This is a genomic window from Oligoflexus tunisiensis (assembly GCF_001748245.1).
GTDB classification, from domain to species: Bacteria; Bdellovibrionota_B; Oligoflexia; order Oligoflexales; family Oligoflexaceae; genus Oligoflexus; species Oligoflexus tunisiensis.
This window is the reverse complement of record NZ_BDFO01000001.1, coordinates 7,147,866-7,168,682: the sequence shown is the minus strand read 5'-3', so window position 1 is coordinate 7,168,682 and position 20,817 is coordinate 7,147,866. Positions and strand designations below refer to the sequence as shown.

Sequence of the window (20,817 nt, the reverse complement as noted above, 5' to 3'; positions counted from 1 at the left end):
TTCCCCTTATGCGAGTCAATGCAGGTGCGTTTCACTGTGTCCACGCTGGTCGATCCAGGTTTGAATCGAAGGCCAGGTCTTGTCCCACCAATCCGCGGCGATGCGTTGTTCCATAAAGCGGCGAAACACGACATCCAGTGTCTCGGTCAATATTTCTGTCATCTTAAGGCGATAAGCGAGAGAGGGCCGCTGCAGGGAGCCGTTGTCACCTGTGAGGGCGGGCGAGGGGATCACAATCGAGCGTGGCGCGAGATCCTTGGCATTGATCAAACAGAAAAAATCACCATATGGGTCAATGTGCAGGCCCAGTTTCACTTCCTTGACGCCTTTGCCGGTCTGCAGAGCGGATTCAGCTTCCGCACTGCGGCTGGGTTCGCCGCCTTTGAGCGTGTGGACATGGGCTTTGGCATCGTCCGATTCCAGAACAAGGCGATCCTCGATCCAAAGTTTCACCAAATATTCCTGCGGATCCCCAGGCAGCTGAAAACGGCTGGGATTCTGATCGGATTCAATGTAGTACCAAAGCCACAGAAGAAAGTCGGCGGCCAGAAATCCCTTCGCCTGGGTTATGTCGTTCCATTGTTTAAGCTGTTCGAGTTGCAGTTCGTCCTTGGAGGCCATAAGTTGAAAGAACTCCTGATGGGAGGTAACCGGGCTGCTTTCATGACAGATTTTCGATCATAACCAAAGGCCTCGTGACTGTCAGCATCGATTGGGAAAGAATTATGGCTCGTGGCAAAAAGCCGGGAAAAGGCCCGCAAAACAGCAAGGATGAACCCCGCCGTATCCGCTTCGAGCTGGAGGAGGATGCCGAAGAGCTTTTCCTGAGACATCTTGAGCAATTCAAGCCCGATAAGCCGGACGCCGAAGAACCGAAGGAGCCTGAGAAAAAGGCCAGCAAGACGCATAAAGCGCCGATTGTCCATGAGATTGACCTGCATGGCCTGCGTCTGGACGAAGCCCAGCAAAGGGTTCGAGCCGTTCTGGATAGCCTGCTTGAAATGGCAGGGATGCACCGGGTGAAGATCATCACCGGCAAGGGGCATCACAGCCAGCGGGGCGATAGTATCCTGGCCAAGGAAATTCACAGCTTTGTCCTGCTGACCTGGCGTCGCGTGATTATGGAAATCGAGGATTCCCCGGATCAGGTGCGCCTCGCAGGAGTCCCTTTGCGCGGTCATTTTCATGTGACGATTCGCGGCAAACGGTAGATGCATAGTGCCCGGGCGGGTTTTCGGCCAGGCACTTAAACCAGGCGAGGGTCATGGCGGACGAGCAGCCCAAGTCCCAAGGCAAAAAAATTATCAACCCTGTGGAGGCTTCCTCCTCAGTGGCGCCCGAACTTTCGCTCGATTTTTCCCGGCCGCCGACGCCGGCAGCGAGAATGATGCGGGAGGCGGATCCCATCGAGGCGGGAGAATTTTCCGCTGAGGAGCCGCTGCACGCTCTGCATCAGGTTTCCGCGATCCGCTATCGCAGCGTCGAACATTCCCAGCGGGGCCTGCGATTGGCCTTGGGCGTGGGGCTGCTCGTGCTGGTCCTGGCGGCACTTTTTGTGGCTCTTCCCTATTATCTGATGCGGACCGATCGGGCCATCAACCTGGCCACGAAAAATTCCATTCGCTTTGTGCAGAGAGGATTGGAAAGGCACGGCATCGGTGCGAAAACCCGGCCGTTGGCCAGCAGCCTGATTCGGCATTTGAAGCTGACGGATGCGCCCGGCAGTGAAGCGGCTGCAGCCCGTGCCTGGCAGGATATGGAATGCAAATTTCTGATTCAGGAGGCCCTGAGTCGGCGCTTTCGAGGATCCCTGGATTCCACGGGTCAGTATCTTCTCACCAGCTGCCAGCTGGCGCAGGATATTCCGCAGGCGGCCTTGCGTCAGGTCACGGAAATTTATGGCGATGCGGTCCAGTTTCAGCGCAGCAGTGTTTCCTGGGAAATGCTGCCCATACAGCTGCTCGCCGGGGAGGCCCAAAGACGGTTGCAGACCTTCAGTCTGGTGGCGCCCAAAAATTATCCGGGCTGTCGGCGGTGGACAGGCTCACCCTCCTGTGTTCTGAAGTTTGTGGATCAGGCCCGGCAGCCTATGCGAAACCGCCTGGATGATGGCTATGCCGTACTCAGGACAGCGATGATGAATCAAAGCCCCGTGCTGCAGGCCTGGCTTGCATGGGCAGCCGCCTCGAATCTGGCCAAACTTGGCAACGGAGTTCAGGTGGAACGCGTCCTGAAAGATGCCGCCGGACTTTTCCCGGAACTCCACGATCCCTTTCTGCAGCGTGAGATCTTTCGCATGCGCATGCTCAATGCCTGGCGCTTGCGTGATAAAAAATTGAGTCAGCTCGTTTGGAAATCCCGACCGGTTGCCATGATGGAGGCCGATGAAGCGGGCTTCTTTGATATCACGCTCCTGCGGGCCTTTCTGAGAAAATCCGGGAATATCGGCCCGGCTCTGGACGAGTTCTTCAGTCATCCGGAGAGCTATCAGCGTTATCGCTTCGATCCGGGTTTCGTTCGACTCGTTGTCGAGCAGGCCATCCGGCACCAGCGTGCGGTGGATGGGCTTGCCTATATCGATCGGATTCAGGAGCAGCAGGACGATGATAAAACCCTGGACAGCGAGTGGCTGCCTCTGCTCCGCGTTCGTCTGCTCCTGGCTCAGAGCAATGGACTGGAGGCTCTGCAGACTTTGCAGCCGCTCGAAAAACTGGTGGTGCGCTCGCAGGAGCTGGCTCATTTGAAAGGCACAGCGATGCTGCATGCCTATTCCACCAAACCCTATCGTCTGCTGGCCGCTGCGGAATTTCAGAAAGCAGCCAACCTGGAACCGCGGGCCGAACATTTCTTCGCGTTGATTGTGAGTTTTCTCGATAGCAAGGACCACTCCAGGGCCGAAAGTGCCTTCCGATTCTGGCAGCGGGTGAAATCCAAACCAGGTGTTGAAGCCTGGCGGTCGCTGGCGCAAGGGCTTTTGCATTATGGTCAGGGACGCGAGGGTGTGGCCATGCAAATTTGGAAGGAATTGGCCCAGCGCAATCCGGGTTTTATCGTAGTGAAAAGCCTCCTCACCAATCTGAGGGAGGATCCAAATTATCTGAAAGATCAGCTGGTTAAGAAAATCATTCCCATGCTGCCGGTCGATGGGCCTTTGGGCCCTCTGGCGGTTTTTTAGTAAACAACTTGAGGTCTTGCTGCACAGGCTATATAAAGAGCCACCGTTCCAAAGGAGGCCTTTCGCCATGCATCCAACCGAGACTTTTCAGTTACAAATCACGTTTTTGCCCCAGGCCCTGGTGTCGATTGATGCGGTCAAGGACGATGTCAAGAACTGGCTGCTGGGCACCGGTGAAGAGGCTTTTGTCGAAGGGGCGATCGATGATCTCTATTTGGATCTTCCCTATGAGGCGGAAGCGCCGGAGCAGTATGAACAGCTCGGTGGCGATAACCTGCCCCTCCTGGTTTACAAATATGATCGTGAGCATCTCTTGCAGATCAAAACGAAACTGGAAGAGGATTTCAAAGGCCTGATCAGCTGTGAGATGAGCGCGATGCTCACCGAAACCTGGATGGAAGGCTGGAAGGAAAGCTTCAAACCGATTCGGACACCGCGCTTTTATATTTACCCGCCCTGGCTTTCGGATAATCTTCCCCAGGATCTGATTCCGATTTGCATCGAGCCCGGCATGGCCTTCGGCACGGGACAGCACGCCACCACCATGCTGTGCGTGAAGGCGCTGGAGGAATTGGAAACACGCGGGATTCAGCCGGACACCCTTCTGGACGTCGGCACCGGGACGGGCATTCTCGCCATCGCCGCGCAGAAGCTGGGTTATAAAACGGTGACAGCGACGGACATTGATCCTGATTCCATCATTGCCGCTGGTGACAATGCACGAGTGAACGGCACGCCTCTGATTTTGGAGCAGGGCACGCTGCCCTCACGTGGAGCGCCTTTTCAGGTGGTGATGGCGAATATTATTTTCTACGTTCTGCGGCGCATCGTTGGGGATCTCGCAACTCAGACGGCTCCCGGCGGATTTCTGATCCTTTCGGGCGTTCTTGCCGATGAAGCGCGAGCCATGGAAGAGCTGGCCAATCCCTGTGGTCTGATTCTGGAACACGAGGATGTGCAGAGTGATTGGGTCTGCCAGATTTATCGGAAAGTCTGATGGCGCATCGTTTTCGATTCCTTGGTCGCCGTCTGGGTCCGGAGCAGTGGGAACTCCTGCCGGATGAGTGGCACCATCTCCTCAAGGTCCTGCGCCTTCCCGTGGACAGCGAGCTGGAAATCGCCGATGGGTCCGGACATGTTGCCCTGGCCCAGCTCACGCATGCGGGCAAGCATGAGGGTGAGTTCCGGGTGGAACGCGAGGATTTTTTTCCGGCGCCCGCTGCGGCGGCTCAGGTGACTCTGGCTATTGGCGCTCTGAAACCTCAGAGTGCGGATGAGCTTCTGCCCTATCTCATCGAGCTTGGCATGGATGGGATTGAGGTCTTTGCGTCGCAATCGGTCGATAAAAATCGCATGCAGGACAAGGTGCGGGAGCGCTGGGATCGTATCGCCACGGCGGCGATGAAGCAGTGCAAGCGTCCCTGGGCTCCGGTGCTGGATTGGTCGGAGAGTCTGGAGGTTCTGCTAGGCAAGGCCGCGGCCTTTCCCAATAAAATCTTTCTGGATCCGGACGGGGAGCACAACCTGGCCCGTTGGCAGCCGGCTCAGCCGGGCCCCACGATGGCTGTGATCGGCAGTGAGAAGGGTCTGGATGCGGATGAGGTCATGGCCCTGCGTCGGCAGGGTTTTGTCGGCTGTCGGATCGAAGGCTCCATCCTGCGCGCGACCACCGCCGCGATCGCCAGCGCCGCCCTTCTGCGGCAAATCATTCCTTACAAAAGCTGACTCACGCCGCACGAGCTATGGTAAAATGGAGCGAACTTAACCCCGAGGTTTGCGCTCATGAAACAATCCGGACGTCGTCGCGGCTTCGTGTCGTGGTTTGTGGAACCTTATCGGCAGGTAAAGCTCGGTATCATCTTCCTGCTGTTGAACTTTGTCTTCGCGGGTTTGACCCTCGGCATCTTCGGCTATTATATCTGGGATATCTCGCAGGCCCTGGCGGTCTATTTCAAGCTCAGCAACGATCAGAGCATGGAGATCCTCCAGAAGTTTCAGACTCCGGTCTATGCCGGCTGCTTTCTGATGATGGTCTTTGTGATTGTCTCCATCCTGGTCTCGGTCCGCTATACCCATCAGATCTACGGGCCGCTGGTATCAATCCATCGCTTTCTGGACGAGTACCTGAGCGGCGAGCCCGTCCAGCCCCTCATCCTGCGCGAGTCGGATCAGCTCCAGGAACTCGCCGAAAAGCTCAACCAGGTGATGTATCTGAACCCCAACGATCGAAGAGCGTCAAATATGCGCCCAATCTTCCGTTACCTGGATGAGCTGCTGGAAGGCGGCAACCCCGAACCCTTAACACTGCGCGATGGCGACCAATATCACGCCCTGGCCGAACGCATCAATCAGGTCGGCCAAAGGCTCCGCGGCGACAAGGTTGGCTAAACCAGGAAGGACTCAGAAAAAAATCGTAAGGTTGCTTGACAAGCCGGACCCGAAGACCTATAAACGTAGCTCTTACCGCGGGGTGGAGAAGCTTGGTATCTCGTCGGGCTCATAACCCGAAGGCCGCAGGTTCAAATCCTGCCCCCGCTACCAAATAAAGATAAAAGCCTGGATTTCGATCCAGGCTTTTTTGTTTTGACCTTAGGGAAGAAAACCAGGTTAGATATGTGCCCGCTGCGCGGTCACATCGGTCTCTTGTGGGCCCGCGTTCGCGGGCTGGAAAGGGGTTCTTCCCGATTGAGTGTGCGCTACGCCCCGAAGCCACTCATGCACATGGGTTCAAAAGCCTCAGTGTAAACTCGTAAGCTCTTCTCTGACAAAGCTTTAAATCCTCCCACCCGACTATTGACGGTTGCGGGGACTGCGTTCTACGGATTCTGAGTCTATCTGGTAAATAATGCAATTCGCCTTGTCGATGAGGGACAAAGTATCAAGAGTTGCTTCAACAAGAACTGCGAGCGGCTGATTGTTGGTAATCACAACTCCCGCAGGTACTGTCTCGACAGTTGGTGCAATTGCGACCGGGCTGCTTCCTGGAAAAGAATCTCTCGAAAATTAATGATATTAATTACTTAAATGAGATTGCGAAGAGGATTTTGCACGTCCAGAAAGCCAATGGATACATGACAACACTATATATCATCTCTCGCCGTTTATTGCCTTCTCGAGCCAATACTCTTGGTGCTGCATCCAATGCTCAAACTCTGCTGGATCTTCAGCAAGCTGACGCATCTCTGTGCCATTCGTAAGTGATAAGGGAATGTCCAGAAAAGAATCGGCGAATCGCATTATGCAATGCCCTTTAGGAGTTGATCTGAGTGTCTTCTCGAAAGAATCAAAAACCTCAAATATTCCGCTGTGCAAGTTAGCTATTTCGTCATCGACTAGCGAAGCAGCTTTGTCCTTATTAGGAAATCCGACTTTATTTTTCTTTCGCGTGTATGTGATCGGTCGATAACCTATGCCCGGAACAAAGAAGAGTCCTGATTCTTCCCCTCCGAAACCGTGTGCAATTTGGTGTCGTTGGTCTTTAAGGCCCCTATACATTGCGTCGTAGATCTTTTGGTGCTGGCTAACAAATTCTGGCAATGAGGTTTTAAACCGTTCTGCCCAATCCATTGAGCGAAATGTCAGATAGTTTACTTTTCTATTGTTGAGAAAGGAGAAACCTATGTCGAAGATATTTTCAGTACTTGCATAAAAGAACAAAATTGCAGCGTTACACAAAATAGATGCGCTAGAGTTTAATTCCGAATACTGGGAAGCTTTTTTGAAGCAGTGTGCAATTAAATTGTCGAAGGATTCTGCTGTATCCTTTTCTTGCTCTTCTTTTAATACATTAGCAGCAGCAACGCGTTGCTCAGAGAGTTCGCGAAGGTGCCAATAGTGTCCATATGATTTTCTGAATGTATTCCGAATCATAAAGTCATCACTTTGAAGATGATGATTCCACATTGGTTTTAAAATAGAATTCTCGTATCTTTTACATGCAGACGCTAATTTCTGAATCAGGGAATCGTAGATACTATCTGGAATAGTTGAACCGCTATCAAAGATGTCAATGCTCCACGACCAGCCTTTCCAGTCACGAAGACAAATATCAAAACCCCGAAACATTAGATGAATTTGCCAATAAGACTTATCTTCATTGTCGTGCAGTTTAAATCCCATGACTTCGGACATCATCGAAGCTACCAGCCAAGTGGGTGGCGATGAAATCTTTGTTTTCACAACTCTTGAACGTACTAAGGGGACAACAGTCAGTTCGGTTACTTCGGCCAAGATTATGCGGATTATTCGGTCGTTAAAAAGCTGCTTAATGCCCACCAAGTTGAACTCCCGTTGGCTGAGTATAGACTAGTCTGGTGCCGTAATAGTGCCGAAAAACCTGTTTGTCCATTTTCCATCAATTACCTTTGTTTTTATACTAATTGATAAAGCCATGCCCCGCGCCGCTTCTATCTTACAATGTCAAAGGTCATAACTCGAAGGCCGCAGGTTCAAATCCTTCCCGCCCGCTACCAAAGAAAATAAGCGCCTTGGTCTATGGCCAGGGCGTTTTCGTTTTTTGAGCTTTCTATGACTTCTGCAGGCGATCCAGTACATCTTTCGTTCCGAGCACTTCAACCTCGTCCAACTTAAAATTACTTGCCAATTTTGATTTTGCGAATTTTTCCTCCAGAGTAGCCTTGAGATTGTTCGCCTCAGAATCGCTGATTAATCGATGTTTGATTTCGGTAATAATCACATGTTGAGATTTTCGGGAGTGTCTTACACAATCAAACTCGACATGCTGACCCTCCCAATAGCGTGCCCCATCGGGGAATTGATTGCGATAGCACTCTTCCAAAACCTGGGCTGCATGATCATGAATGATCTTTTGCTTATGATCCTGACTGTATAGATGCCACCTTGAACGATGCGGTGAATAGCAGCCATACCAGAAGGTGAGCGCAAAATCTGCAATGGAATAGAGGGTGCGTTTGCTGCTTCGGATGCTTTCACCAAAAGGTAGCGATCTTTTTATGAGTGAGGCATGCATGAGAAGCTGCAATGGTTTGGATAAGGCGGTCTGTTCTATTCCCATTCTCGATGCTATTTCAGAGGGTTTATTAGCCCCTCTTCCAATGCATTCAAAAATGGACTTCGCCTGCATACCGTTCACGTCCTCATCGCGCAGCAGTCGATCAGGTTCTGATTCCAATAGGGCGGATTTACCGAAAAATAGCCGATCTGCTATCTGAGTGGCCTCATCTTCCCTGTTGATATAGGACCAATAGCGCGGCACTCCACCCACCAAGGAAAACTTATCGAAATTCTCAGGCAGAAGAGGATCCAAACTTAGCGCTTCGCAAAAGTAACGATATCCCATTGGTGAAACGTGCAATATCAGATCAGCCCTCTCATAGAGGGGGGCGTTGGAATTTAGAAAAAGGCTGTTCATCATTGTTTGTGAAGATCCGAGCAGTACGAGCCTCACATGGGGCGGTCTGTCATGATCCATCCACTTCTGCAATCGAGAGGGAAGCGAGGGTTGTGACTTGACGAGATAGGGGAACTCATCAATCGCAATCACGCATTCCTGCTTGATAAGTGAAAGTATGGGGAAGAGTTCCTTCCAGGATTCAGCGCGCAATCCCTGGGGGAGGATACTGGAAAGGTCATCCATAAGTTGGGAGATTTGAATGGGCTCAGCTCCCTCTATGGCTTGGCTATAACGAAAATGACAGGTCTTGCCCCAGCGTTCGATAAGGGTCGTTTTGCCTACTCGACGTCTTCCAAAGATCACGATCAGGCCTGCGCTAGTGTCGCGAAGTCTGGCTAACTCATCTATTCTATTGACGAAATGTGACATATCACCCCCTGTTGGGAGAGATTATATCTCAGAGATATAATGGTTGATAGGTATAATATCAAGAGGTTTCAGGAGCTCTCTCAATCAAGTCTTCGAGCACATAGACCCATGATATTCGGGCTCTGCGGGCGGAAGTATCATATTCGCTTGAATTTATTACGTTTTCTTCTTCCATACTTTCAGACTCAAGCAAATTTGACTTTCTGCCGATCTTACTGTACATGTTGAATATGTACGGAGGATACAGACACCTCAGGAGACATGAAATTGCTTATCAACATCAGTGATCAAGGGAGTGAGCCGCTCTATCTGCAAATCGTGCGGCAGGTCTCGGCACAGATCCTCACCGGATCTCTGCCGCAGGGGGAAATGTTGCCATCGATTCGGGAATTAGCCCGACGGGAACGCATCAGCGTGATCACGGTGCAGAAAGCTTATGAAGAACTCACGCGGCAGAACCTGATCGTCGTGCGACGCGCCAAGGGTTTCTTCGTTGCAGATCTGACGAACCGGAGCAAGGCAAGCCTGGCCCGTTCGCATTGCAAGGATGCTCTGGAAAAACCGGTACGCGATAGTTTGAGTGAAGGCCTGGATCTGGACACAATCCTCGCGATCGTCAAGGAGATCCATGATGAGGCCAACATCAGCCCTAATCAGAAGGAGTCCGAGTAAGTGGAAAATATTTTGAAATTGCAGGATCTGATCTGCAAGCGCGGTCCCTTCCAACTGGGTCCCTTGAACTGGCAATCAGCGGTCGGCATTTTCACCTGTCTGGTCGGACCGAACGGTGCAGGAAAAACCAGCTTTCTGCAGGCGGTCATGGGCCTGCTGCGGAATGAGGAAGGTTATTGGGAGATCGCCGGAGCAAAAATCGATCCCCGACGTGGTGCCTGGAAGGAACAGGTCGGCTATGCCTTCGATGGGCAAAGCCATCATGAAAAACTCACCGTGCGGGAAAACATGGAAATCCATGCCGCCCTGCGTCGCAGCTGGGACAGGGATTTCGCACAGGAGCTGATCAGCCGGTTTCATGTGGATGAAACGCAGCTCGTGCATCGCCTCTCCCGCGGGCAACGCCAGGCGCTGAGTCTGGTGAAGGCGTTAGCTTGCAGGCCACGGCTCCTCCTCCTGGATGAGGTAACGAATGGGATGGATTCGCTGGTCCGCCAGGCCTGGAATGAAATCGTCTGGCGCCTGATGGCAGAGTCCGAACTCACGGTATTGATGGCCACCCATACGATGAGTGATGTGGCGAATCTCGCCGATCGACTTGTGTTTCTGCAAGAAGGTCGCATCGTGGCCGATGTGGAGAAGGATGCGCTGCTGGAAACATGGCGCCAGCTGTCCTGCCGGCTGCCCGGATCGTTGACAACGCTGCCGCACGCCAAACACTGGGAAAAGAGCGGTGATACGCTGCGTTTCATCTCAGGCCGGGCAGCGGCGGACATGCAATTGCTAAAAGAAAAAGGCGCGACTCATATCGAATCGCAACCCTTATCCCTGGACGAAATCTGTTTTTACACTTTGGAGGAAAGCCGTCATGCTTAAGCTTTTCTGGGCCGATCTGAGGCAACTGAAAAAACCCATCATCCTGCTCGTGCTGATGATACCCCTGCTGCACTATCTGGATAACCTGCTCTTTCCCTATGCCGTGCCACTGACTGTGAACGTCACGGACGGTCAGGAGGTCATAGCCGTGCGTGGGTCTCTTGTGAACCTCTCGGGCTGGCCCTTCGCCCTGATGGCTTCGATCATCCTGCTGCTGTTCACCGAGGAAATGCACGGGAATGGTCGACTCTCAAGCCTAGCGAGCCTGCCTCTGGACCGCTGGAAGTTAGGTCTTCTGCGTCATCTGCCGGCCTTGGTTCTCATGCCAATACTGGGTCTTCTTCTGAATGCCTGGCGCTTTATCCTGTATGCTTTCTACGCTGTATCCAAATCCGACCTCTGGGTGCAATCCCATAGCATCAATGGGAAAACTTTAATGGACGCCTTGGTATGGGCCTTCCATCAGGTCACCAATCCCTATGACATCGGTTACGCCAGCATCTTCCTGCTGCTCGCCGGTTGGGCCAGCGTGAGTCTCTTGATTCTGGGTCTGCCGCTTTTGATCGATGACCTTTGGCCCGGGATCAAACGTTCCAGTTTTTCCCTTTGGCTAAGCGTCTCACTGCTCGTCGGCCTCGTTTTGCAGGTTGCTGTTTTCGGTCTGGGCAAGGGTTTGGAATTGCCCTTGTTCCCATACTCCGAGCTGCCCATGAACCTCGTTCTTCACGGACCCACCTGGCAACCCTCGCTGTGGACGATCGAACTGGTTCTGGGTCTTGGGATTTTCCTCTTGGAGCTCTGGCGTTTCCAAAAACGCTCTGTTTATGTCTAGGGTCAGGACCCATTCGGGCCCAGGACAGAACTCAATCAGCCGGACGGTGGTTTGCGGGTGTTAATCGCCGCTTGAGCATCGAAAGCCTGCTTGTAGGCAGGCCGCGCTTCGCCACGGGCGACATAGGCGAGAGGTTTGGGAATTCGTTCAAGATGCCTGATGACCTTAGCCTGAGCAGCACGGACACCATTATCAGGTTACCCACGCTGAACCCACCGTCGAGCCAGTCGGCATCATCCAGGCGATCGGAAAGTTGATGCAGCCGGCTCTTGACGCGATCCTTGACCAGAGGCAGGCGTTCCTTGCTCCAAGGCTTATCGCTCTCCAGGAGCGTGGCGGTTGCGAGTTCAAGGATCGGCTCCACCGTGTTGAGCGCGGCAAACATCCAAAACCAAGCGACGAAAAAGTGCAGCGCCCCGGATACCTGCACTTCGACCCTTATCACGTGCCCGTTAATCTTCCTGATCATCTGAAAGAGATATCAGGTACAACCCATTTCTCACAGAAACTTCCAGTACATATCAAGTCGCAACCTGGCGCGCCCCAGATTAACCTTCTGGGGTTTGTTTTTCCCATCTTTGCCAATGCCCGTCGCAGGGAATGTGCTGCTTGCTGCAAACCTTCCCTCCAAGTTAAGAAATTTCCCCCTTCACCCTTTGCGTGCAGGTCTGCGATAATTCATGGTGCCATGGCAAGCAGGAGGCAACAACCATGAAGAAAGCGACGAAAACCGTGAAGAAAGCGAAACCAATCGTTAAGAAGGCGAAGACCGCCTCGAAGGAATCAAAAGGAGGAGACTCACCCTCCCGGCTGATCGATGCGAGAATCAAGGAGCTGAGTGACTGGCGAGGAGAAATGCTTGCTCAGATCCGAAACCTCATCAAGCAGGCTGACCCTGAAGTGGTCGAGGAGTGGAAGTGGAGAGGGGTTCCGGTCTGGTCGCACGGTGGAATTATCTGCACCGGTGAGACATATAAGAATGCCGTGAAGATGACCTTTGCCAAAGGTGCCTCGTTGGAAGACCCTTCAGACCTCTTCAACTCCAGCCTCGAAGGCAATACCAGACGTGCCATCGATTTTCATGAAGGCGATAAGATCAATGAAAAGGCTTTGAAGGCGCTCATTCGGGCTGCAGTGGTACTGAATATGTCCTCAGCCGCCAGACGGTCAAAGGCTCGAGTGTAGACCAATGTCAAAGGAGACATAAAATCGGCCAAGGAAGGACCGCTTGTTGGGAGGTAAAACACCTTGCCCTCCTAAAGAAGCTGAACATAACTTACGTTCCAACCTCAGACTCAGAACGCCCCGACAAGCGTCGTCAGCCGCAGCAGGGCTAGCTCGCAATCTTTGATTCCGATGTTTTTTGCTGACGGCGACCCAACGACCATCACTTGTCTTATCTGGTTTTGTGACATAGCGGCATCTTGCCTGTTTGATGAGCACAACAGCCGGACGATTTCATTGACGCGACCTTATCCAGCCACTCCGATCTGGTAACGTTTTGGATGATGCCCATTTTCGTTTCAGCGTATACTGGGCCTGTCCTTGCGCGGCATACCATATGAGGCCTTCTTGAACCCCTTCCGCTTTTCACTTCCTACTCTCATCTGCTGGTTCATGGCCTTTTTTCCGGCTCAGAACCTGGTGGGGCAGGCCGCCGCGGTAACCGTCCTGAATCAGCTCCAACCCATGGAGCTCAGCTCCTTTACCTACTTTGAGGATCCCAGCGGGACCTTGAATGCGGATGAGGTCTCCCAAAGGCAAAGCAGGTTTGTCGAGCCCGCTCAAGGTGCCATCGCGTTTGGTTATACCGCTTCCCACTATTGGGTGGCATTTACGATCCACAATCAGACAAGCGAGGCGACCTGGTATCTTCTGCCCAGCCATCCGCTTCTGCGAGCTGAGGTCTACCGGATCGAAGACAACGGCACTGTGGTCAAGGAGCCCTCCCTTGAAGAACGCTACGCGGTCAGCCGTTTGCATGTGCCGCCGCAGGTGAACAGCCGCTTTCTGGTACGGGTGACATCCGGCGCCGCCCTGAGTCTACAATTCGAGTTGTTCACCGAGCCGGCGCTATCGCAACGCTTGCATCATGGCTCCACATTTTTGTCCGCCGTAGTCGGCTGCTTTCTCGCCATGCTGCTTTATAACTTGTTCCTCTATATCATCCTGCGGGATCAGAACTATCTCTTCTATCTCGTGTTTGCTGTATTCAATTGCCACCTTGATCTGATGACAGTCAATTTCCCGAACGGAATCTGGTCCTGGTTTGGCCTTTCCTGGTGGGACATCGTGGGCCCCTACCGGATTATGGGGCCCCTGACCACGCTGCTCTTTGCGCGATCATTTCTCCATCTCAAGGAAGCCCATCCACTCGTTGACCGCTGCGTCCTTGCCTATTTGGGTGGCCTCGTTCTGCTGATCATTGCCAATTTTTCTCCATCAGCCCAACTCATGAGCCTGACCGACATCTACTTCCTCTTCGGCATCCTGCTTCTCTTTTATATTGGGTTTCACCGCTTAAAAGATGGTTTTAAACCCGCGCGGTTTTATCTCGGCGCTGTAGGCACCTTCCTGATTGGCGTTACCGTTTGTTTGATGCAAATGCTGGGCTGGCTTCCCAGTCGCCCTTGGACCATCAATGCCATCGTCGTTGCGCATGGGCTGGAGATGATCCTGATGTCGCTGGCGCTGGGAGGAAGGTTCAAGCTGATCTACGAGGAAAAATTGCGGGCGGAAGTGACAGTAAGAGTGAAAAGCCATCTGCTGCGCACGATCTCGCATGACATCGCCAATCCTCTCACGATCGTCAAAGCTCACTCCAGACGTCTTCTGGCCACAAGCCCGGGAAACAAACCCCTGGAAAGCATCGTGAAGGCTGTCAGCATTATCGAGGACATCATGCGTTTCGTGCAGAAAACGGAATATGTCGATCAAGTCATGAGAATGCCGCTGACACCTGTGTCGGTTCAGGAAGTCTTTGCGTCTCTGGCCTTTCTTTTCGAGGAGAAAGCTCAGGAAAAAGGCATCCGTCTGGAGTTCCACCTGGAACACCCAGGTCTCGCCGTTCAGGCCGAGAAGACCAGTCTGAGCAATGAAGTCATGGGGAATCTGCTCTCGAATGCGATCAAGTTTTCGAAGTCGGGACAGGTGATTCGCGTCGCAGCGCGCACCCATAATAAGGACGTTATCATGATTTCCGTTGAGGACCGGGGTGTCGGCATGAGCCCTGAAGTCCTGAAAACCCTCTTTGATCCTCATCAAAACCGCAGCCAGAAAGGGACTCAAGGGGAACAGGGAATAGGCTATGGCATGCCTCTGGCGAAAGCTTTTCTGGATGCCTATGGAGCCAGAATCGAGGTGGAAAGCCTATCCGCCCACTCCGGCTCCGGATCGAGCGGAACCATCTTCCGTATTTTCATCCTTGCGGCTCCCATGCTGCAAGGCACTTAGGGGCGCTTCATGGCGAGCAAGCCCATCGGCAGTCAAGGTCTCATTCCAGTCTTGGACGGCTGGTATGGGGTCCTGCTAATCCTGGCTGGCCTGATCCTGTTTATGCCCATGTCCTTCGGTCAAGCGCGACCACCGCTGACTCTTCAGAATCATTCCCAGGATGCCAGTGACGCGTTTGTCGTTCTCAAGGAATCCAAAAGAACGCCCCCGTCGGCCGCAGAGCTTTTGTCCGACATCCTGAATGATGGAACCATGGAATGGAAGGCCAATCAGAAATCCTGGGGATACAGCGCCGCCACTCTCTGGTTATATGGAAGCTTTTTCAACCCGAGCGATCAAACGCAGGAACGCGTGCTCGCCTTGCCCTATGCCTCCCCAACCGTGGCTGATTTCTTCGTGTTCGATCAGGCAGGCGTCCTGCTGAAAAAGGTGCGAGCCGGAACGTTTGCTCCCCTGGAGGAACGGGAACTCAAGCTGAATCTGATCGGAATACGCTTGAATCTTCCTCCTCAGGAGCGTGTGCATGTGCTGATCCGCCAGCACTCGAACAGCCTTCTGGATACCCATTATTCCCTGCGTCTGGTGACGGATCACCAGCGGCTGGAATGGATTTACCTGGCGGCCTACGGGCTCTACTTCGGTCTCGCGCTGGCTCTGTTTTTCCATAATCTCAGTCTTTACGTTTCTGTTCGCGATAATGTTTATCTCGCTTACCTTTTCTTCGTATTATGCCTGTCCAGTGCGATGCTGTTTTCCTCCGCCTACTATTCCCTGTTCTGGTATCGGACTCCTGTGTGGCTTCACAATGCCCCTTATGCAACGCCGGCTTTTTCGAACATCGGTGCGGCCGCATTCTTCTGCCAGTTTCTGTATCTCAATCCAAGAACATCCTGGCTCGCCCGCTGTCTCTACGCACTGGCAGGAATCAGTTTGCTCAGCGCGCTGGGGACCTTTGCCCTGCCTCATGTTTTCATGCCCTGGAATCCCTTTTTGAATACGGCCACCGTTATGCTTGGCATGTGGGGCTGCATTGTGAAGATCGCGCAAAAGGAACGCTATGCGTGGTTTCTTTTTATCGCTCTCCTGTGCCCCATTTTAAGCGTGAGTGCTTACTATCTGGGCAACTATCTTTTCAGGATGACGGTTCCTTCCGATATCATGTCGCTCTCCTTCGGGCTGGAAATGATTCTGATGTCAGCGGGTCTGTCCCATCGTATCTATGTTCTGCGTCAGCGCCAGTATCAATGGGAGGTGCAGCAGGACGCCCTGATCCATCAGTCGAAGATGAGGGCTCTGAGTGAAATGGCCTCAGGCATGGCCCATGAGATCAACAATCCTCTCATGATCATCGGTGGCTATGCGGATATCATCGAACGACTCCTGGGCCGTGAGCCGTTGGATATTCAACGCATTCGTGAAAACACCAGGAAAATAAGCACCAGCGTGGATCGGATCGCTTACATCGTGAATGCACTCAGGTCCTTCGCCCAACCCGGTTCCGATCTTCCTGTGGAAAAGGTGTCCCTCTATGAAATGCTGCAGCAGGCCCTGGCGCTTTATGAAACCCAGATCAGGAACAACCGCATTCAGCTGCAGATGGAAATCGAGGGCGACTCCTTTCAAACTTATGGCGTCCCCAGCCAGCTCATCCAGGTGATTTCAAGCCTGCTGGATAATGCCATCACCGCCATGCGGGATGTCCCCCGCAAGGTTCTTCGCGTGCATTTGATGTCACGTTCCGTGGATTCGCAGCGGAAGGTCATTCTCATGATTCAGGATAGCGGGCCGGGCATACCCCGTGAATTGCAGGCGAAGATCTTTCGGCCTTTCTTCACGACCAGGCCCGTCGGGGAAGGAACAGGCCTTAGCCTGAGTCGGGCCCGGAATCTTGTCAAGGCGTTCAACGGTCAGCTCTCTTATGATGCCAATGCGGAGGAAACGCGATTCATCCTGGAGCTGCCGCTGATCGAGGGACCGTGACCTGACTTAATGCTTTTGGGGCTTGAGCTGCATCAGCAGAGGAAAATGATCCGATACACCGCGGGGAATGCCCTTCTCATCAAGAATGAAGCGCAGGGGATGGCCGGTCATCTTCTTTTGAAAATAGTTCTCGTTGACGACCCGGATGGAATCAGGATCCATCTTCCAGGCATGCCTTTCTGGAGGCTGGCCGCCTTTGAAAACCATGATGGCATCAAGAAAAGACCAGGTCTTATCCAGATCATAGAAGTACGTGCCCGGACAGGTTTTGCAGCCTTCCCGATGGGAAATGAACCAGTCCTTGGCAGCCGTATTGTCATAAAGTTCCTCCTGCTCCTTCTCATTGATGTTGAAATCACCTGCGGCCACCACGATCTGGGATTGGGTCGCAGCCTCCTGCGCCACCTGCTTGAGCCTGTCCAAAGCCTCCCTGCGGTGCACTGTGGGATGAAAGCCGGCCGGGAAATGCACGGCGAGAGCGGTCAGTCGATCGCCACTGGGAAGTTTGAAATCGGCCTGCAGGATGTCACGGGTGGTTTTCTCCACAGTATACGACGGATCCGTTACCTTGGAGAGCGGCACCTTATGCAGAGACGGAGGGCCATCCAGTGAGAAACGGGTGAGGAAAGCGCAGTCGATGCCACGCTCATCGGAACCCTCAAGCAGGATCGCCGGTTGATACTGGGCCACCTGCAAATATTCCTGGCGCAGGCGTTCCAGGATACGGACATTCTCAATCTCGCATAGGAAGAGAAGGTCTGCGCCTCTGCCATTGTTCTGGCTCAGGATGACCTTGGCCACGCGCTGCAACTTTTCCTTAAGGATGGTCTCATTCCAGTCCTTGCTGATGCATTCCTTGTAATATTTTTCCTTGATGCTGGTTTCCTTGCAGGCCTGTTTGATTTTATCGTCCTTCATGGCGAGCGGCAGGTAAGTCCAGTCATGCTTGCCTTCGTCATGCACCGTATCGAAAAGATTTTCGACGTTCCAGCTCATGACCGTCACAGGTTCGGGGACAGCATCACTATCCGACCATCCGGTGACGCAAGCCTGCAGAAGAGCCATACAACCCCAAAATACAAACGACGTCTGTCTTTGCATGTGCCTATCCTTTCCGGCTTCAGAATGTCCCTTTAGAATACCACGATTGAAGGGATCCTGCGGTAATTCCTGCTGTTTCGTGCAGGCTTCGCCCTAATGCATCAGATGCTCAACCCCTGATGAATGGATGGGATCCACCTTGCCGCTGAGCCAGGGGACTTCGGGCCACCAGCGATCCTGCATCGGCAGTTCGGGTGGGCTGAGACTTTCGCCAGGCCGCAGAACGGCCACGGAAATGTCATGCTCTTTGGCGGCAGCGAGGACGCGTTCCATGGGTTCGGTCCAGCCATGGAATCCCAGACTGAAAAGTCCCCAATGCACCGGGAGGAGAATGTTGCCTTTCACGAGCTGATGGGCGCGGACAGCCTGTTCAGGACCAAGGTGCACGTCGGTCCAGCGGCGATCATAGGCTCCGACTTCAATCATGGTGAGGTCGAAGGGACCAAGCCGCTCGCCTATGGTGGCCAGATCATCAAAGAGCGCGGTATCACCGCTGTAATAAACCCGGCGCTGCACACCGGTGAGGGCAAAGCCGCACCAGAGGGTTTGATCCTGACGAAGCCCACGACCGGAGAAATGCCGGGCCGGAGTTGCTGTGATCGTGAGGCCGGAGAGTTCGGTCGAGCCCCACCAATCGAGCTCAACGATCTGAGCAGCCGGAACGCCCCAGGCTTCCAAATGCGCTCCGACGCCAAGCGGCACGATCCAGCGAGCGCCCCTGGGTATCAGTTTGAGAACGGTGGGATAATCCAGATGATCGTAGTGATCGTGCGAGATCAGAACCGCATCAATCTCAGGAAGTTCATCAAAGGGCAGTGGGGAAGGGTACCAGCGCTCGGGACCTGCAAAGGAAACCGGCGAGGCGCGCTCGCCCCAGACGGGATCAATGAGAAGACGCTGGCCTTCGATCTCGACGATAAGTGTGGAGTGGCCGAGCCAGGTCGTGCGCAGGCCCGGGGCACTGTCAAAGTCGGAGCGCCGTCGCGTTTGAACGGGAAGCGTATCGGTGGGACGGGTTGGAGCCGCGTTGCCAAAGAGGAGATCTTTCAGAAGCGAAAACCTGGATCCATCCACGCGCTCATAGCGATTGACAAATTTACCAGACTGCCACTGGGGCGAGCGTTCCAGGCGTGCCTGGCGTTCACCCTCAGGGGAACGCCCGAGGCTGTTGCAGCCTGTCATTCCAAAGAGAATGGCTCCGCCGAGAGTCATGACTTCCAGAACCGCTGCCATAGGGAAACGAACCGCCTTCAAGGACGGGAGCTTGAATCGCATGAGGATATCCACATAAAACGGGATGAGTGACGTGAGATTATAGCATAAGCGGCGGTCATGAGGAGATGGGGAATCGGGGAGGCCGCGCGGGATTGCGCGGCTTTTCCTTAACTGACGAGGCGCAGAATGGGCTTTCTGATGGTCCGGGTTGCTTTTTTCCGTAGCGTGTTGGACTGATGCAGCCCTTCCATCACGCGCAGAAGAGCCGTTCGGGTTACAGCCTTGAGACCGTGAACGCTGGCTTTGCGGGTGAGATGCGGCAGGGCTCCCCGTCTATAGGCGATCACGGCACCAATACCGATACCAAGAACAGCCAGCCCCATGACCAGCGCGCCTTTGCCAACCTGGCCTTCACGCTTGCGCCAGTTTCCGGATGGGCCGGACACCTGGGGCATGGGATGGTGGATGTTGCCCTCTTTCGAAGCCGACGATGCCTTGGAAAAATGATCCTTCCTCACCATTTTTGCCATGCGACGTTCCGCAAGTCCTGGTGCGATACGACTCAGGAACCCGATGCGGCGTCCCGCAGCTCCCACATAGACTTCACGCCGCGGATGCAGGGCGAGCTTCACAATCTCACGGGCGACGGCTTCAACGTCGTAGATGGGATTCATGGGTTTGATGGCCTTGCCGGTGTAGTTGGCGGCATGCTGAAAAATGGGTGTATCGATGGATGCCGGCAGCACGGTACAAACATGAATGCCACGAACATCCATTAGCTCCTGACGCAGACTATCGGACAAGCCTATGATCGCGGCCTTGCTCGTGGCATAGGCACTCAGGAACGGCGCTCCGGTTTTCCCGACCATCGAGGAAACATTGATCAGAACTCCGCGTCCTCGCGCCCGGAAATGAGGCAGCACGGCCCGGGCGCCGTGAATGTAGCCAAACACATTGGTTTCAATCACCTGACGATAGTCCTCCCAGGGCGCATCCTCCAGCCGCGCAAACAGGGAAACGGCTGCATCATTCACCCAGACGTCGATGCCACCGAAGGTATCGATGGCCCGCGTGGCGAGCTCATTGACCGCCTCGAGTACGCTCACATCCGTGGGAATGGCGATGGCAGTGGCCCCCAGCGCCTGACACTCATTGGCCACTTCCTGCAGCTGGTCCTCACCGCGTGCGGCCAGCACAAGCCGCGCTCCGCTCCGGGCAAAATCCAAGGCTGTGGCCCGGCCTATTCCACTCGATGCTCCTGTAATAACAACAACAGAATCTTTCAGCGATCGCTTCATAACAACCCTCCGTTGTTTGTGAATCGAAGACCTTTGATCTTGATTGGCGGATCGCATGATGCGAATGCCAACCCGGATCTGCTATCAGATTCCGTGCCACTCTGGTTGGACCTCGGCGAAAACACCCTTCGTTTATCGGGATGGTTTTTCCCTCCGGAAAGCCACCAGCTATCTCAGCGGGCAGCTCAAGCGTTATGCGGAAGAGCTCCATGGACTGTTATGACGATCCTGATCCAGGATGCGGACGTTTCCACGCCTCATCCCGCACGTAATGTTACAGAACGCGCCATCCAAGTTACCTCCAAAAACCCTGTCCCAGCTTCATTTGAGTGATCTTAAACATTTTTCATTCACTAAATTCAATTCAAGACTTCCCTCCTGTATTTCATTTTGCCAGGTTTCCAACCGAAGG

At 53.6% G+C, this 20,817-nt stretch carries 18 protein-coding genes, 1 tRNA gene and 1 pseudogene; 13 read left to right on the top strand and 7 right to left on the bottom strand.

The genetic code is table 11. The features are described from left to right. Positions 1-15 precede the first annotated feature (15 nt). Entirely contained in the window at positions 16-621 is a 606-nt protein-coding gene (locus OLTU_RS29855; RefSeq protein ID WP_141736371.1) for a hypothetical protein, read from the bottom strand. 104 nt (positions 622-725) lie between these two features. Between OLTU_RS29855 and OLTU_RS29850 the strand changes: the two genes are divergently transcribed. The 6 genes from OLTU_RS29850 to OLTU_RS29825 all read left to right on the top strand — a co-directional run bounded on the left by OLTU_RS29850 (position 726) and on the right by OLTU_RS29825 (position 5,716). After that, positions 726-1,211: a Smr/MutS family protein gene (locus tag OLTU_RS29850; protein ID WP_141736370.1), complete on the top strand. Its 486-nt coding sequence runs from the start codon at positions 726-728 to the stop codon at positions 1,209-1,211. A gap of 53 nt (positions 1,212-1,264) precedes the next feature. Continuing rightward, the gene (locus OLTU_RS29845) at positions 1,265-3,175 is read left to right on the top strand and encodes a hypothetical protein (protein ID WP_141736369.1); all 1,911 of its coding nucleotides are present in this window, start codon (positions 1,265-1,267) and stop codon (positions 3,173-3,175) included. Positions 3,176-3,242: 67 nt separating this feature from the next. Beyond that, positions 3,243-4,172: a 50S ribosomal protein L11 methyltransferase gene (locus OLTU_RS29840; protein ID WP_176737083.1), complete on the top strand. Its 930-nt coding sequence runs from the start codon at positions 3,243-3,245 to the stop codon at positions 4,170-4,172. Further along, positions 4,172-4,900 carry an RsmE family RNA methyltransferase gene (locus OLTU_RS29835; protein ID WP_141736367.1) on the top strand — a complete coding sequence of 243 codons (729 nt, stop codon included), beginning with the start codon at positions 4,172-4,174 and terminating at the stop codon, positions 4,898-4,900. The genes OLTU_RS29840 and OLTU_RS29835 overlap by 1 nt, the downstream gene beginning before the upstream one ends. Before the next feature lie 57 nt (positions 4,901-4,957). Further along, positions 4,958-5,563 (top strand): hypothetical protein, encoded by a 606-nt coding sequence (locus tag OLTU_RS29830; protein WP_141736366.1) that lies wholly within the window; start codon positions 4,958-4,960, stop codon positions 5,561-5,563. A gap of 76 nt (positions 5,564-5,639) precedes the next feature. Then, positions 5,640-5,716, top strand: a tRNA-Met gene (locus tag OLTU_RS29825). 546 nt (positions 5,717-6,262) lie between these two features. On the opposite strand, the gene OLTU_RS29820 is transcribed toward OLTU_RS29825, so the two are convergent. Both OLTU_RS29820 and OLTU_RS29815 read right to left on the bottom strand, forming a co-directional pair. Beyond that, complete coding sequence (locus tag OLTU_RS29820) at positions 6,263-7,453, bottom strand: hypothetical protein (protein ID WP_141736365.1); 1,191 nt, start codon at positions 7,451-7,453, stop codon at positions 6,263-6,265. A gap of 247 nt (positions 7,454-7,700) precedes the next feature. After that, positions 7,701-8,978 (bottom strand): AAA family ATPase, encoded by a 1,278-nt coding sequence (locus OLTU_RS29815; protein ID WP_141736364.1) that lies wholly within the window; start codon positions 8,976-8,978, stop codon positions 7,701-7,703. A 261-nt stretch (positions 8,979-9,239) separates the two neighbouring features. Here OLTU_RS29815 and OLTU_RS29810 point away from each other — a divergent pair, with 261 nt between their 5' ends. The 3 genes from OLTU_RS29810 to OLTU_RS29800 are packed head-to-tail and all read left to right on the top strand — an operon-like array spanning position 9,240 to position 11,358. Continuing rightward, positions 9,240-9,650: a GntR family transcriptional regulator gene (locus OLTU_RS29810; RefSeq protein WP_141736363.1), complete on the top strand. Its 411-nt coding sequence runs from the start codon at positions 9,240-9,242 to the stop codon at positions 9,648-9,650. Further along, on the top strand, positions 9,651-10,526 hold the full coding sequence (locus OLTU_RS29805; RefSeq protein ID WP_141736362.1) for an ATP-binding cassette domain-containing protein: 876 nt from the start codon (positions 9,651-9,653) through the stop codon (positions 10,524-10,526). Then, positions 10,519-11,358 (top strand): hypothetical protein, encoded by an 840-nt coding sequence (locus OLTU_RS29800; protein WP_141736361.1) that lies wholly within the window; start codon positions 10,519-10,521, stop codon positions 11,356-11,358. Before OLTU_RS29805 ends, OLTU_RS29800 begins: the two co-directional genes overlap by 8 nt. A gap of 35 nt (positions 11,359-11,393) precedes the next feature. Here OLTU_RS29800 and OLTU_RS29795 read toward each other — a convergent pair. Then, positions 11,394-11,746 (bottom strand): annotated as a pseudogene (locus OLTU_RS29795) (glutathione S-transferase family protein); the annotation flags it as partial. 323 nt (positions 11,747-12,069) lie between these two features. Here OLTU_RS29795 and OLTU_RS29790 point away from each other — a divergent pair. The 3 genes from OLTU_RS29790 to OLTU_RS29780 all read left to right on the top strand — a co-directional run bounded on the left by OLTU_RS29790 (position 12,070) and on the right by OLTU_RS29780 (position 16,791). Continuing rightward, the gene (locus OLTU_RS29790) at positions 12,070-12,543 is read left to right on the top strand and encodes a DUF1801 domain-containing protein (RefSeq protein WP_141736360.1); all 474 of its coding nucleotides are present in this window, start codon (positions 12,070-12,072) and stop codon (positions 12,541-12,543) included. Positions 12,544-12,975: 432 nt separating this feature from the next. Further along, positions 12,976-14,811, top strand: coding sequence for a sensor histidine kinase (locus tag OLTU_RS29785; protein ID WP_218110357.1), 1,836 nt, complete (start codon positions 12,976-12,978; stop codon positions 14,809-14,811). A gap of 9 nt (positions 14,812-14,820) precedes the next feature. Next, positions 14,821-16,791: a sensor histidine kinase gene (locus tag OLTU_RS29780; RefSeq protein WP_141736358.1), complete on the top strand. Its 1,971-nt coding sequence runs from the start codon at positions 14,821-14,823 to the stop codon at positions 16,789-16,791. A gap of 6 nt (positions 16,792-16,797) precedes the next feature. On the opposite strand, the gene OLTU_RS29775 is transcribed toward OLTU_RS29780, so the two are convergent. The 3 genes from OLTU_RS29775 to OLTU_RS29765 form a co-directional block, all read right to left on the bottom strand. Continuing rightward, positions 16,798-17,892: an endonuclease/exonuclease/phosphatase family protein gene (locus tag OLTU_RS29775; RefSeq protein ID WP_141736357.1), complete on the bottom strand. Its 1,095-nt coding sequence runs from the start codon at positions 17,890-17,892 to the stop codon at positions 16,798-16,800. A 93-nt stretch (positions 17,893-17,985) separates the two neighbouring features. Then, a complete protein-coding gene (locus OLTU_RS29770) occupies positions 17,986-19,167 on the bottom strand; it encodes an MBL fold metallo-hydrolase (RefSeq protein WP_218110356.1) in 1,182 nt (393 codons plus the stop codon). 107 nt (positions 19,168-19,274) lie between these two features. Next, positions 19,275-20,405, bottom strand: coding sequence for an SDR family oxidoreductase (locus OLTU_RS29765; protein ID WP_141736356.1), 1,131 nt, complete (start codon positions 20,403-20,405; stop codon positions 19,275-19,277). A 55-nt stretch (positions 20,406-20,460) separates the two neighbouring features. On the opposite strand from OLTU_RS29765, the gene OLTU_RS32165 reads away from it, so the two are divergent. Next, positions 20,461-20,628 carry a hypothetical protein gene (locus tag OLTU_RS32165; protein WP_176737082.1) on the top strand — a complete coding sequence of 56 codons (168 nt, stop codon included), beginning with the start codon at positions 20,461-20,463 and terminating at the stop codon, positions 20,626-20,628. Positions 20,629-20,817 lie beyond the last annotated feature (189 nt).

What these genes read in the sequence shown, in the direction of transcription:
- OLTU_RS29815 (WP_141736364.1), bottom strand. Translation starts at nt 8,978, where the DNA reads ATGTCACATTTCGTCAATAGAATAGATGAGTTAGCCAGACTTCGCGAC.
- OLTU_RS29845 (WP_141736369.1), top strand. Translation starts at nt 1,265, where the DNA reads ATGGCGGACGAGCAGCCCAAGTCCCAAGGCAAAAAAATTATCAACCCT.
- OLTU_RS29770 (WP_218110356.1), bottom strand. Translation starts at nt 19,167, where the DNA reads ATGCGATTCAAGCTCCCGTCCTTGAAGGCGGTTCGTTTCCCTATGGCA.
- OLTU_RS29835 (WP_141736367.1), top strand. Translation starts at nt 4,172, where the DNA reads ATGGCGCATCGTTTTCGATTCCTTGGTCGCCGTCTGGGTCCGGAGCAG.
- OLTU_RS32165 (WP_176737082.1), top strand. Translation starts at nt 20,461, where the DNA reads ATGATGCGAATGCCAACCCGGATCTGCTATCAGATTCCGTGCCACTCT.
- OLTU_RS29840 (WP_176737083.1), top strand. Translation starts at nt 3,243, where the DNA reads ATGCATCCAACCGAGACTTTTCAGTTACAAATCACGTTTTTGCCCCAG.
- OLTU_RS29765 (WP_141736356.1), bottom strand. Translation starts at nt 20,405, where the DNA reads ATGAAGCGATCGCTGAAAGATTCTGTTGTTGTTATTACAGGAGCATCG.
- OLTU_RS29800 (WP_141736361.1), top strand. Translation starts at nt 10,519, where the DNA reads ATGCTTAAGCTTTTCTGGGCCGATCTGAGGCAACTGAAAAAACCCATC.
- OLTU_RS29810 (WP_141736363.1), top strand. Translation starts at nt 9,240, where the DNA reads ATGAAATTGCTTATCAACATCAGTGATCAAGGGAGTGAGCCGCTCTAT.
- OLTU_RS29785 (WP_218110357.1), top strand. Translation starts at nt 12,976, where the DNA reads ATGGCCTTTTTTCCGGCTCAGAACCTGGTGGGGCAGGCCGCCGCGGTA.
- OLTU_RS29775 (WP_141736357.1), bottom strand. Translation starts at nt 17,892, where the DNA reads ATGCAAAGACAGACGTCGTTTGTATTTTGGGGTTGTATGGCTCTTCTG.
- OLTU_RS29830 (WP_141736366.1), top strand. Translation starts at nt 4,958, where the DNA reads ATGAAACAATCCGGACGTCGTCGCGGCTTCGTGTCGTGGTTTGTGGAA.
- OLTU_RS29855 (WP_141736371.1), bottom strand. Translation starts at nt 621, where the DNA reads ATGGCCTCCAAGGACGAACTGCAACTCGAACAGCTTAAACAATGGAAC.
- OLTU_RS29850 (WP_141736370.1), top strand. Translation starts at nt 726, where the DNA reads ATGGCTCGTGGCAAAAAGCCGGGAAAAGGCCCGCAAAACAGCAAGGAT.
- OLTU_RS29780 (WP_141736358.1), top strand. Translation starts at nt 14,821, where the DNA reads ATGGCGAGCAAGCCCATCGGCAGTCAAGGTCTCATTCCAGTCTTGGAC.
- OLTU_RS29790 (WP_141736360.1), top strand. Translation starts at nt 12,070, where the DNA reads ATGAAGAAAGCGACGAAAACCGTGAAGAAAGCGAAACCAATCGTTAAG.